General features: G+C 67.3%; 9 protein-coding genes. 8 read left to right on the forward strand and 1 reads right to left on the reverse strand.

Features of this window, described 5'->3' with window-relative positions; translation table 11 throughout:
* Nucleotides 1–2: 2 nt before the first annotated feature.
* Nucleotides 3–3,566 carry a PAS domain S-box protein gene (locus LZ005_RS17215; RefSeq protein ID WP_237809731.1) on the forward strand — a complete coding sequence of 1,188 codons (3,564 nt, stop codon included), beginning with the start codon at nt 3–5 and terminating at the stop codon, nt 3,564–3,566.
* Between the two features lie 60 nt (nt 3,567–3,626).
* Here LZ005_RS17215 and LZ005_RS17220 read toward each other — a convergent pair whose 3' ends face one another.
* Nucleotides 3,627–5,900: a TonB-dependent receptor gene (locus LZ005_RS17220; RefSeq protein ID WP_237809732.1), complete on the reverse strand. Its 2,274-nt coding sequence runs from the start codon at nt 5,898–5,900 to the stop codon at nt 3,627–3,629.
* Nucleotides 5,901–6,270: 370 nt separating this feature from the next.
* Here LZ005_RS17220 and LZ005_RS17225 point away from each other — a divergent pair, with 370 nt between their 5' ends.
* The 7 genes from LZ005_RS17225 to LZ005_RS17255 all read left to right on the forward strand — a co-directional run bounded on the left by LZ005_RS17225 (nt 6,271) and on the right by LZ005_RS17255 (nt 13,009).
* Nucleotides 6,271–7,143, forward strand: coding sequence for a transaldolase family protein (locus LZ005_RS17225; RefSeq protein ID WP_237809733.1), 873 nt, complete (start codon nt 6,271–6,273; stop codon nt 7,141–7,143).
* A 45-nt stretch (nt 7,144–7,188) separates the two neighbouring features.
* On the forward strand, nt 7,189–8,184 hold the full coding sequence (locus LZ005_RS17230) for a BMP family protein (RefSeq protein WP_237809734.1): 996 nt from the start codon (nt 7,189–7,191) through the stop codon (nt 8,182–8,184).
* Nucleotides 8,185–8,251: 67 nt separating this feature from the next.
* Nucleotides 8,252–9,781 carry an ABC transporter ATP-binding protein gene (locus LZ005_RS17235; RefSeq protein ID WP_237809735.1) on the forward strand — a complete coding sequence of 510 codons (1,530 nt, stop codon included), beginning with the start codon at nt 8,252–8,254 and terminating at the stop codon, nt 9,779–9,781.
* On the forward strand, nt 9,778–10,860 hold the full coding sequence (locus tag LZ005_RS17240) for an ABC transporter permease (RefSeq protein ID WP_237809736.1): 1,083 nt from the start codon (nt 9,778–9,780) through the stop codon (nt 10,858–10,860). The genes LZ005_RS17235 and LZ005_RS17240 overlap by 4 nt, the downstream gene beginning before the upstream one ends.
* A gap of 3 nt (nt 10,861–10,863) precedes the next feature.
* Complete coding sequence (locus tag LZ005_RS17245; RefSeq protein WP_237809737.1) at nt 10,864–11,835, forward strand: ABC transporter permease; 972 nt, start codon at nt 10,864–10,866, stop codon at nt 11,833–11,835.
* Nucleotides 11,835–12,371: a DUF1439 domain-containing protein gene (locus LZ005_RS17250; protein ID WP_237809738.1), complete on the forward strand. Its 537-nt coding sequence runs from the start codon at nt 11,835–11,837 to the stop codon at nt 12,369–12,371. Before LZ005_RS17245 ends, LZ005_RS17250 begins: the two co-directional genes overlap by 1 nt.
* Before the next feature lie 65 nt (nt 12,372–12,436).
* Nucleotides 12,437–13,009, forward strand: coding sequence for an NAD(P)H-dependent oxidoreductase (locus tag LZ005_RS17255; protein ID WP_237809739.1), 573 nt, complete (start codon nt 12,437–12,439; stop codon nt 13,007–13,009).
* The last annotated feature ends 13 nt before the right edge of the window (nt 13,010–13,022 follow it).

The raw sequence follows: 13,022 nt of genomic DNA on the forward strand, positions 1-13,022 counted from the left end.
ACATGCACCGCACGCTCGCCCGCCAGCTCAAGCGCGCCTGCGGCGTCGAGAACGCGGCCGAGCTGGCCTCGCTGCTGGCCTGCGCCGAACTGGCCGCCGGCCACCCTGACCTGGCGCCCGAGCTGCGCCGCTTTCTGCTCGGCCTGCCCGATCTGGCGCAGCGCATCGACAGCACCTATGAACAGTACGACCGCGACCTGTCGCTGCGCACGCGCAGCCTGGAACTGAGTTCGCGCGAACTGCTGGCGGCCAACCGCCACATGCGCGAGGACCTGGACAGCCGCAACCGCGTTCTGGCTGCGCTGCGCCAGGCGGTGGCGGCCCTGCTCGCGCATGGCGATTCGGCGCTGGCCCTGCCGGCCGAGGACGATCTCGAAGGCCTGTCGACCTTGCTGCACGACCTGGTGCGCCAGCAGGAGGCGCGCCGCATCGAGCTGGCCAACCAGCGTTTCGCCATGGACCAGCACGCGATCGTGTCGATCACGGACACCTCCGGCAAGATCATCTACGTCAACGACAAATTCGTGGAGATCAGCGGCTACCCGCGCGAGGAGCTGATCGGCCAGAACCACCGCCTGATCAACTCGAACCTGCACCCGCCGGCCTTCTTCGCCGACATGTGGGCCACGATCTCGTCGGGCAAGGTGTGGAACGGCGAAATCCGCAATCTGACGCGCGACGGCCGCCACTACTGGGTGGCGGCGACGATCGTGCCCTTCCTCGACGAGGCGGGCAAGCCCTACCAGTACATCGCGATCCGCACCGATGTGACCGAGCGCCACCGCATGGCCGAACAGATCGCCGCCAGCGAGCGCGAATACCGCGGCGTGGTCGACAACCTCAACGAAGTGGTCTACCGCACCGACTGCGAGGGGCGCTGGACCTTCCTGAATCCGGCCTGGGAGCGCATCACCGGCTACACGGTGGCCGAGACCCTGGGCCGCTACGCGAATGAGTTCATCTGGCCGGACGACCGGGCGCGGGCGCGCACCGTGCTCAGCGGCTTGATCAGCCGCGGCACCGGCAATGTGCGCGACGACGTGCGCTACTGCACTAAGGACGGCGGCCTGCTGTGGATCGACGCCAACGCGATGGTCGAATGCGATGCGGCCGGGCAGGTGATCGGCCTGGCCGGCTCGCTCAACGACATCACGGCCGCGCGCCAGGCCAAGGAGGAGCTGCGCGCCAACCTCGATTTCGTGGCCGCCCTGATCGAAGCGATTCCGCTGCCGCTGTACGTGAAGGACCTGGCGGGGCGCTATCTGCGCCTGAACAAGGCCTTCGGCGAATTCTTCGGGGTCGACGCCGAGGCCTATCTGGGCAAGACCGCGCACGAGCTGATCGGGGCCGAGGCCGCGGCCGAGCAGCAGCCGCGCGACACGGCCCTGCTGACGGCCGGCGGCAAACAGAGCTACGAAGCGCAGATCGAAGTCCAGGGCCGGCGCGTCGATACCCTGTACAGCAAGTCGGCGCTGCAGCGCGCCGACGGCAGCATCTATGGCCTGATCGGCACCATCCTCGACATCTCTTCGCGCAAGGAAGCCGAGCGCGCGCTGCTGCAGGCGAAGGAAGCGGCCGAGTCCTCGAGCCGCTCGAAAAGCGAGTTCCTGGCGAATATGAGCCACGAGATCCGCACGCCGATGAACGGCATCATCGGCATGACCGAGCTGGTGCTCGACAGCGAACTCGAAGCGGGCCAGCGCAACCATCTGGAAGTGGTGCGCGCGTCCTCGCACGCGCTGCTGCAGATCATCAATGACATTCTCGACTTCTCCAAGATCGAGGCCGGCAAGATGAGCATCGAGCATGTCGCCTTCGACCTGGCCAGCCTGGTCACCGAGGCGCTGCGCGCGCTGGCCGTGCGGGCCCAGGAAAAAGGGGTCGAGCTGGTGCTCGACGCCGACCCCGAACTGACGGGCGGCGTGATCGGCGACCCGGTGCGCCTGCGCCAGATCCTGAATAACCTGGTCGGCAATGCGATCAAGTTCACCGAGCGCGGCGAAGTCGTGCTGCGCCTGCGCGTCCACGCCCAGAGCAGCGACGGCTGCGAACTCGAGATCCGCGTCGAGGACACGGGCATCGGCATCCCGGCCGACAAACTGGAGAAGATCTTCGAGGCCTTCGAGCAGGAGGACGGTTCGACCACGCGCCGTTTCGGCGGCAGCGGCCTGGGACTGTCGATCACACGGCGCCTGGTCGATCTGATGGGCGGCAGCATCGATGTCAGCAGCCAGGTCGGGCGCGGCAGCTGCTTCCGCGTGCTGCTGCCGCTGGCCTGCGACCCGGCCGCGCCCGCGCTGACCTCAAGCGCGGCCAGCAGCCTGCTGGCCGGCAAAACCGTGCTGCTGGTCGACGACAATGCCACCAATCTGACGATTCTGGCGGCCTGCTTCGCGCGCTGGGGCGCGGCCACGGTCAGCTGCGCGTCGGGCGAAGCGGCGATCGACTATTGCGCGCGGCCCGGGGCCGACGCCGTCTGCTGCGTGCTCGATTACGCCATGCCCGGCCTGGACGGCCTGGAGACGGCGCGCATCCTGGCGCGCGCCGGCAGCCGCCTGCCGATCATCCTGTTCTCCTCGATCGGCATGCCGACCCCGGCCGACGCGCCGCCGGCCATCCGCGAGACCCTGCTCAAGCCGGCCAGCCCGCGCGACCTGCAGGCCGCCGTGGTGCGCGCGATCGGCGCCGGCGCCAGCGCGCCGGTGCGCGACCCGAGCGCCGTGCCGGACGCCCAGGCCCACCTGCGCTGCCCGCCGCTGCGCATCCTGCTGGTCGAGGACAACAGCCTGAACCAGCGCCTGGCCCAGGCCCTGCTGACGCGCTGGGGCCACCAGCTGGTGATCGCCAATAACGGCGCCGAAGCCCTGGCCGTGCATGCGCGCGAGGCCTTCGATCTGATTCTGATGGACCTGCAGATGCCGGTGATGGGCGGGGTCGAAGCGACCGCCCGCATCCGCGCGCGCGAACGCGAGGGCGCGCCGCGCAGCATCATCATCGCGATGACCGCCAACGCCCTCGATGGCGACCGCGAGAAGTGCCTGGCGGCCGGCATGGACGACTATCTGTCCAAGCCCTTCAAGACCCCGGAATTCGAGGCTACGCTGCGCCGCAATGCGCCGGCGGCGGCCTGGCAGCGCAGCCAGGCGCCGGCCGCACCGGCCCCGACCCCGGCGCCGACAGCGGCGCCGCTGCCCGCCGCGCGCCCGCTGGCCAGTGCGCCGCCGCTGCGCAAGGGCAGTCAGTTCGACTACGCGGCCGCGCTGACCCGGGTCGACCAGGAAGTGCTGGCCCTGCTGCTGCCGGACTTTCGCGCCAGCGCGCGCGCCCGCCTGGCCGGTCTGCGCGCCGCTCTGCAGGCCAATGAGCTGCGCCGCCTGCGCGACGAAGTGCATGCGCTGCGCGGCCTGCTCGGCAGCTTCGGGGCGGAACCGGCCGTGGCGATTGCGGCCGGCATCGAGCGCGACGTCACGGACGGCTGGCTGACCACCCTGTCGCTGCAGTTGAGTGCGCTCGAGGGCGAGGTCGGCGCCCTGCTGGCCCACCTCGACGCCCTGCCCGCTTCCTAGCGCGCGAAAAAAAAACCCGCCGGCCAGCAGGCGGGCGGGTTGGCGCGACGCGCGGACGGCTTAGAAGTTCGCTTTGAACTGCAGGCCGTAGGTGCGCGGCTCGTTGACGATGCCGGTCAGGTTATTGAAGTCGATGGCGGCGACCACCTGCACCTTGTTGGTGATGTTGCGGCCATAGGCAGCCAGTTCATACTTGCCATCAGCCCACTTGTAGCCGACACGCAGGCCGCCCTCGAGCAGGGACTTGGCCTTGTACTCCTTGGCTTCGTACAGGAACATGTTGTAGTCCGAACGGTAGCTCCAGTCGGTGTAGGCGTACAGCTCGCCCTCGCCGACATTGCGCGACCAGCGCAGCGTGAAGTTGGTGGTCCACTTCGGCGCGCGCGGCAGCGGGTTGCCGTTGATCAGAGCGACCGTGCCGCCGCCGACCGTGCGGGTCGGGTTGGTGACCGTGCACGGCGCGCCGCAGGGCGAGACGAACAGATTCGGGTCGCGGATCTCGGTGTCGTTGTAGGACGCGCCGATGGTGGCGCGCAGTTCATCCGACAGAATCGCCTGGGCGTCCAGTTCCACGCCCTGGCCGATGGCCTTGGCCGCGTTGACCAGACGGTTCTGGTTGACCGAGCCGGAACCGGCGGTCAGCTGCAGGTCCTTGACTTCATAGTGGAAGAAGGCGGCCGTCAGGCGGGCGCGGCGGTTGAACAGGTCCTGCTTGACGCCGGCTTCGAACGAGGTCGCGTGCTCGGAATTGGCCACCGAGATGGTGTCGCCGAACAGGATGCGGCCCTGGATCGAGGGTGCGCGGTAGCCGGTGGCCAGACGCGTGAACAGATTGGTGTCCTTGTCCAGCGTGTAGGTGGCGGCCAGGTCCCAGCTGGTGTTGTTGGCACGCGGGTGGGTAGTCAGGGGGCCGACGCCTTTCAGATCGTCAAACGGGTTCTGGGTGCGGATGGCGTCGAAGTCCTTCTTGTCGTCCGTGTAGCGGATGCCGGCGCGTACTTTCAGCTCGGGGCTGACCTGGTAGTTGAGCGAGGCAAACGCGGCCCAGGACTTGGCGTGCTGGTGCTGCACGGCATAGCCATGCTGTTTATTGCCCGAGAAGGTCCAGAAGTTGAACGAGTCGACCTGGATGTCTTCCTTGAAGTAGTAGAGACCACCGATCCACTGCAGCGGGCCGGCGTAGTTCGATTCGACGCGGAATTCCTGGGTGATCTGCTTCAGGTCCGGCAGACCGTCCGCGGTCTGCGAGTCGAACGGGATGACGGCCTTCTGGCTGCCGTAGTCGGGGCCCATCGGCGGGGCGTACACGGCGCCGAAGCCGCCATCGACGTCGCCCCAGCTGTAGTACTTGGCCTTGTCGTAGCCGGTAATCGAGTGCAGGGTCAGGTCGTCCAGGCTGTACTTCAGGCGCAGCACGGCGCCGTGCGATTGCAGGGTCTGGACGTTGCCGCCGTCGGTCGGGTAGTAGTCGTAGCGGAAGCCGTCGACCAGCTCGTTCGTGCCCTTCTTGATGATGTTGGCGCGGAACAGGGTCGCATTGCCCTTGTAGTCGCGGCCGTGCAGGTTCAGGTTGGCCGTCAGCTTGTCGTCCTTGTACTGGAACTGGATGCGGGCGGCCTTGTCGTTATAGCCTTCCAGATCGTGCACGGGCGAATTCGGGTTCGGATTGTGCACGCGGTCGCCGCGGTGCTGGTCGAGCACCGAGACGCGCATCGCCCAGTTCTTGTCGAGCGGGAGGTTGAGCGCGGCTTCGGCATTGATCGTGCTGTCCTTGCCGAAGCCAAAGTTGCCATAGCCTTCCAGCTTGCTGGTCGGCTTGGTCGAGTCGAACTTGATCACGCCGGCCGGGCTGTTGCGGCCGAACAGGGTGCCCTGGGGACCGCGCAGCACCTCGACCTGGTCGACGTCGAACACCGGGAAGCCTTTCAGGATCGGCGACTCCTGCACCACGTCGTCGTACACCAGGCCGACCGGCTGCGAGGCATTGAGGTCGAAGTCGGTGTTGCCCAGGCCGCGGATATAAAAGCGCGGGAAGGTGCGGCCGAAGTCCGATTCCACGTTCAGCGAAGGCGTGCGACCCGCCATGAAGCGGATGTCCTGGCCGGCGGCGGTGACGGCGTCGAGCTTCTCGCCCTTCATCGTCGAAATCGCCATCGGCACGTCCTTGATGTTCTCCGAGCGGCGCTGGGCCGTCACGATCACGGTTTCGAGCTGGCCGGCCTGGGCCTTGTCCTCGGCGGCCTTGGCTTCTTCAGCCCAGGCCCCGTGCAGGGGAAACGCGGCGCCGACGGCGAGCGCCAGCAGGGTTCGGTGGTGGAGCGGGGTCTTCTTCATGGGCTTTCCCTTCTCAAAACTGAACACAGTGAGCAAACATCCTAACTTGATTGTTTTGCCACGTGGTCAGAAAGACGATCATTTTTATTTATAGCTTTTTCGAATGAATTGGCAAAATAATTCATATTTGCCCACTCTATCCAAGCTGTTGCATAGTTTGTGGCCTTGGCTGCGGCCAAGGGCGGCTTTGTTGCACCGCCACAAAACCCGGCACTCTACTCTGGAAAGCGCCGTTTCCGCAAATCGTGAACGCCCTCGGCCGCGTGAATGTTTTTCATGCCGACCGGGCGATGATGTTTTTTAGCAGCAACAAGCGCGCGCTTGGCGACAAATCGCCGCACGCGCACTTGTCGTAAATTTGAGACACCGCATGCCCGCCATCGCCAATTTTTCGCGCCTGGAAAGCGTGGCCGCCGCCGGCCAGCAGCTCTGGCGCGTGCTCGAGGACCCGGCCACGCCCGCCCCCGGCGCCGATGGCCTGTGGCTGCGCCGTCTGCCCGATCCCGCCGTCGTGCGCGCCCTGTGCGCCAGCCTGCAGGCGCGCCACCGCGACAGCCGCGGCCAGGCCGGCCTGGTGGCCGTGGCGGCCGCGCCCGAGCGCGCGCTGGCCCTGTGGCAGGCCCTGGCTCAGCCGAATCTGATGCTCGCTCTGCCGGCCTCGGCCGAGGGCCTGGCCGCCCTCGAAGCCTTGAGCGCGGCCGGCGCCAATACCCTGCTCTACCTGGCCACCACGCCGGCCCAGCGCGCCGCCGCGCGCGCCGCCCACCGGCGCGGGCTCGGACGCCGCCTCGAACAGGGCCTGCCCCTGCACCCCATCGCCAGCCTGATCGCGCCGCCCCTGGCCGCGCTCGACGCCGCCATCGACGCCGAACTGCCGCCCAGCGGGGCCGCCCTGCGCGGCCAGTGTGCGCTGGCGTGCGCCCGGCTGGCCGTGGCTGAACTGGCCGAGGACAGCAGCTTTGCCGTGTTCCGCGCGCTCGGCGCCGCGCCCCAGCGCCTGCTATGGGAAGCCGGCGCGCCCTACCGCGACGCCCTGATCCTGCCCGACACCGTATGTGCGCTCGACGCCGCCGGCTGGGCGCACTGGCCGCCGGCCAGCGCCAGCCTGCCGCCCCTGGCCGCGGCCCAGGCCACCCTGGCCCAACTGCGCCGGCATGGGATCGACCTCGATACAATCGGTAACCAACTGCTGGGCCCGGGCCTGCGACAATCGGAGCTGAATTTACGGCCGCTGCTTGCCTAAGCGCCGAGAAGCTCACACAATATGCAATCTTCCTGGAGCGATTTCATGAAAGTTAAACAACTCTGCCTGTCTCTGGCCGCCCTCGGCCTGGCCTTCAGCGCCCACGCCGCCGATCCCAAGCTGGGCATCGTCTATGATGCCGGCGGCAAGTTCGACAAGTCCTTCAACCAGTCGGCCTTCGAAGGCGCCGAGCGCTTCAAGAAGGACACCAAGATCGGCTTCATCGAAGTCCAGGCGTCCAGCGACACCCAGTCCGAGCAGATGCTGCGCAGCCTGGCGCGCAAGAACCTCGATCTGATCGCCGCGATCGGCTTCTCCCAGGCCCAGGCCGTGGAAAAAGTCGCGGCCGAATTCCCCAAGGTGCGCTTCGTCCTGATCGACGCCGTCGCCAAGGGCCCGAACGTGAACTCGGTGCTGTTCAAGGAAGAAGAAGGCTCCTACGTGGTCGGCGTGGCCGCCGCCCTCGTGTCGAAGTCGAAGAAGCTCGGCTTCGTCGGCGGCATGGACATCCCCCTGATCCGCACCTTCGCCTGCGGCTACGCCCAGGGCGCGAAAGCGGTCGACAAGAAGATCGAGGTCTACTCGAACATGGTCGGCACCACCGCCGCCGCCTGGAATGACCCGAACAAGGGCGGCGAACTGGCCATCGCCCAGTTCGACAAGGGCGCCGACGTGGTGTTCGCCGTGGCCGGCGGCTCCGGCCTGGGCGCGCTGCGCAAGGCCAAGGAAAAGAACAAGCTGGCCATCGGCGTCGACTCCAACCAGAACAACCTCTACCCGGGCAATATGCTGACCTCGATGGTCAAGCACGTCGACAATGCCGTGTATGACGCCTTCATGCAGATGAAGAACGGCAGCTGGAAGGCGGGCGTCGTCTACAAGGGCCTGAAGGAAGGCGGGGTCGACTGGGCGCTCGACAAGGACAACCGCAGCCTGATCTCGCCCGAGGTCGAAAAGAAAGTCAACAGCGTCAAAACCGACATCATCAACGGCAAGATCAAGGTGGTCGACTACCGCGCCACCGGCAGCTGCCCGGTGTAATTTTCAATCATGCTCAGCCGACAGCGCGCTGCCTCGGTGGCGCGCTGTTGCATTTCACAGGGAACCTATGCAGCCAGCCGTAGAATTTCGCAGCATTAGCAAGGCCTTCGGGGCCGTGCAGGCGAACGCCGACGTCAGCTTCTCCATCGCCAAGGGCTCGATCCACGGCGTGATCGGGGAAAACGGCGCCGGCAAGTCGACCCTGATGAGCATCCTGTACGGCTACTACCAGGCCGACAGCGGCCAGATCCTGCTCGACGGCCAGGCGCGCAGCATTCCCAATTCGCATGCGGCGATCGGGCTCGGGATCGGCATGGTCCACCAGCACTTCATGCTGGTCGATAATTTCACCGTGCTCGACAACGTGATGCTCGGCGCCGAGGGCGGCATCCAGCTGGCCAGCCAGCGCGCCGCCGTCGAAGCCAGACTGCGCGAGATCTGCGCCACCTACCAGCTCGAACTCGATCCGCTGGCGAAAATCGAAGACCTGTCGGTTGGCGCCCAGCAGCGCGTCGAAATTCTCAAGCAGATCTACCGCAGCGCCAATATCCTGATCCTCGACGAGCCGACCGCGGTGCTGACGGCCCAGGAAACGGCGTCGCTGTTCCAGATCCTGCGCCTGTTCAAGGAGCAGGGCAAAACCATCATCCTGATCACCCACAAGCTGCAGGAGATCATGGACATCACCGACGAGGTGACCGTGATGCGCGCCGGCCGCGTGGCCGGGGCGGTGCGCACGGCCGAGACCAGCAAGGAAGCGCTGGCCAATCTGATGGTCGGCCGCCCGATCCAGAACGAACTGCCGCGCGCGCCCTACAAGCCGGGCGCCAGCGTGCTCGAAGTAAGCGGCCTGCAGCTGCGCGACGCCCACGGCGTGCAGCTGCTGCGCGACATCAACTTCTCGATCCGCGCCGGCGAGATCGTCGCCATCGCCGGGGTCTCCGGCAATGGCCAGAGCGAACTGATGGCCATTCTGGCCGGCATGCGCCTGCCCAGCGCCGGCCAGGTGCGCTTCCTCGGCCAGGCCCTGCCCTATGCCGGGCGCAAGGATGCCGACGGCCTGCCCAAGACCTTCCGCGACCTCGGCATCGGGCATGTGCCCGAAGACCGCCTGCGCGACGGCGTGATCAAGGACTTCTCGGTCATGCAGAACACCGTGTTCGGCTACCAGGACCGGGTCACCAAGGCCGGCGGCCTGTTCGATTTCAAGGCCATCGCGGCGCGCTGCGCGGGCCTGCTGAAAGCCTTCGACGTGCGCCCGAATAATCCCGATCTGCGCATCGGCCTGCTCTCGGGCGGCAACCAGCAGAAGGTGGTGATCGCGCGCGAAGTGCTGGCCCAGCCCAAGCTGCTGCTGGTCGGCCAGCCCACGCGCGGGGTCGACATCGGCACCATCGAAGCCATCCACACAGAACTGCTGCGCCTGCGCGACGCCGGCGTGGCCATCCTGCTGGTCTCGGTCGAACTCGAGGAAGTGCGCGCGCTGGCCGACCGCATCATCGTCATGTCGGGCGGCGCCATCACCGGCGAACTGGCCATCGACGAATTCGACACCACGCGAATCGGCCTCCTGATGGGAGGCATGCACAAATCATGAAAACCACTGAATTGCCGCGCTGGGCTTCCGGCGTCGTCCTGCCCCTGCTGAACCTGTTCTCGGCCCTGCTGGTCGCGGCCGGCGTGATCGTGCTGCTCGGCGAGTCGCCGCTCGAATCCCTGCAGATCCTGATCGAATCGGCCGTCCTCAATCCCGAGGGCCTCGGCTATACCCTGTTCTACGCTTCGACCTTCATCTTCACCGGCCTGTCGGTCTCGATCGCGATGAAGGCGGGGCTGTTCAACATCGGCAGCGAAGGCCAGCTGTATATCGGCGGGCTCGGCCTGACCCTGGTCATGCTCAGCTGCGACCAGATGCTGCCCGGCTTCCTGCTGATTCCGGCCGCCATGGCCGGGGCCGCCGCGTTCGGCGCCCTGTGGGCCTGGCTGCCCGGCTATCTGCAGGCCAAGCGCGGCAGCCACATCGTGGTCACGACGATCATGTTCAACTACATCGCCTCGACCCTGATGAACTTCATCATCGTCAAGTACATGATCCCGGAAGGCCAGCTCAATCCGGCCTCGCGCGCCTTCGCCGAGGCGGGCGCCATGCCGCGCCTGGCCAGCTTCCTGCCGCAGCTGGGCGACACCCCGCTGAATGTGTCCTTCCTGCTGGCCATCGCCGCCCTGATCGTGTACGGCGTCGTGGTCTGGCGCACCAGCTGGGGCTACAGCCTGCGCGCCACCGGCCTCAATCAGAACGCGGCCCACTACGCGGGCGTGCGCATCAGCCGCATGATCATCGTCGCCATGCTGATCTCGGGCGCCCTGGCCGGCCTCGGCGCCGTCAATTCGATCATGGGCTCGACCCACTACCTGAGCCTGAACTTCCCGGCCGGGGCCGGCTTCATCGGCATCGCCATCGCCCTGATGGGGCGCCAGCATCCGGTCGGCATCTTCTTCTCGGCCGTGCTGTTCGGCGCCTTGATCCAGGGCGGGCTCGACCTGTCGGTGATGAAGTCGAATATCCCGCAGGAGACCTTCGTCTTCATCCAGGGCCTGATCATCCTGTTCTGCGGCGCCATGGAAAATCTGTACGCGCCTGCCATTCTGGCCTTCCTCAATCGTCGCAAGGGTTAAGCCATGACTTTCGAAGACCTCCACCTCGGTTCGATCATCGTGTCGACCCTGCGCAACGCGCCGGTGCTGATGTTCGCCGCCATGGCCGGCCTGTTCGCCGAACGCTCGGGCGTGGTCGACATCGGCCTCGAAGGCAAGATGCTGGCCGCCGCCTTCGTCTCGGCCGCCGTCGCCTACAGCACCCAGAACCCCTGGCTCGGCGTGGCCGCCGGCGTGGCCGTCTCGGCCGCCCTGGCCCTGCTGCAGGGCTATGTCTCGATCACCCAGAAGGGCAACCAGCTGGTGGCCGGCATCGCCATCAATATCGCCATGAGCGGCCTGACCTTCGTGCTGGCCCAGTTCTTCTTCCAGCAGGGCGGGCGCACGCCCGACCTCGGCGACGCCCGTCTGCCGAGCGTGGTACTGCCGTTCACGGCGGCGCTGAAGGACGTGCCCGTGCTCGGCTGGGTCTGGACCAGTCTGCTGGGCGGCCACAATGTGCTGGTCTACCTGGCCTTCGCCCTGGTGCCGGTGGTGCAGTGGGTGGTCTACCACAGCCGCTTCGGCCTGCGCCTGCGCGCCTGCGGCGAGAACCCGCATGCGGCCGACGCGGCCGGCGTCTCGGTCGAGCGCACGCGCTATCTGGCGATGCTGACGGCCGGCGTGCTGTGCTCGTTCTCGGGTGCCTACCTGTCGATCGTGCAGAGCGGCTTCTTCCTGCGCGATATGTCGGCCGGGGCCGGCTTCCTGGCCCTGACGGCGCTGGTGTTTGGTAACTGGCGGCCGCTCCACACGGTGCTCGGCTGCCTGATGTTCGGCTTCTTCGGCGCGGTTCAGATCCAGATCGAAGGGGTCGACCTGCCCGGCGTCGGCCGCATCCCCGGCTCCCTGATCCAGATGATTCCGTATGTCGTCACGGTGGTCGTACTGGCCGGCCTGATGGCCAAGTCGGTGGCCCCGAAGGCGATCGGCAAGCCCTTCGTCAAATCGCGCTGATGGCCCGCCTGCTGCTCGTCGCCCTGCTCGCCGTGCTGGCCGCCTGCGCCAGCGTGATCGGCGCGCGCACGGTCGAGGTGCCGCTGGCCCGCCTGCAGCAGCAGGCCGAACGCGCGTTTCCCAAGGAGCAGCGGGTGCTGGCCGTGTTCGACCTGCGCCTGTCGCAGCCGCGCCTGAGCCTGGATCCGGCCAGCCACGGCCTGCAGCTGCGCCTGGCCGTGGACGTGGCCCAGCCGCTCGGCGCCAAGCACTGGCAGGGTGAACTGCTGCTCAAGGGACGCTTGCAGCTCGATCGCCAGCGCCAGGCCGTCACCGTGGCCGAGCTGCGCCCGGCCGGCCTGACGCTCAATGGACGCGGCAGCCTCGACTTCGGCAAGGACGCGCCCGTGCTCGACCGCCTGGCCGAGAAGCTCGGGCGCGAGCTGGTGCTCTACCAGTTCAAGCCCGATGAGCTGCGCCTGGCCGGCGTCCAGTTCCAGCCGCTCGCCCTGCGCGTGCGTGCCGACGCCCTCGCCTTCACCTTCGAGCCCCAGTAAGCGCCGGCCGGCGCGCTTGATCCAGATCAATGCCGCGCGCGCGGCGGCCGATGGACACTCGCTGCATGGGCAAACACATCCTCATCCTCCAGGGCCACCCCGATCCAAGCGCGCGCCACCTGTGCCACGCGCTGGCCGACGCCTACGCGGCCGGGGCCATCGCCGGCGGCCATGCGCTGCGCCTGCGCGACATCGCCGAGCTCGACTTTCCGCTGCTGCGCAGCGAGCAGGACTGGGAGCATGGCAGCGTCCCACCCAGCCTCGCCGCCGTCCAGCACGACCTGGCCTGGGCCGAGCATCTGGTCGTCATCTACCCGCTCTGGCTGGGCGACATGCCGGCCCTGCTCAAGGGCTTTCTCGAGCAGGTGGCGCGGCCCGGCTTCGCCTTCCGCGACGGGCGCGCGCCGGCCCTGGGCGGGCGCTCGGCCCATCTGGTGGTCACCATGGGCATGCCGGCCTTCATCTATCGCTGGTGGTACGGCGCCCACAGCCTGCTGTCCTTCAAACGCAATATCCTGCACTTCGTCGGCATCCGCCCGGTGCGCGCCACGCTGATCGGCGGGGTCGGCCAGTTGAGCCCGGAGCGCGCCCAGCGCTGGCTGGACAAGCTGGAGGCCTGCGGACAACAGGCACGCTAAAGTTTTCTGGACA

The organism is Massilia sp. TS11, from assembly GCF_022012445.1.
GTDB lineage: Bacteria > Pseudomonadota > Gammaproteobacteria > Burkholderiales > Burkholderiaceae_D > Telluria.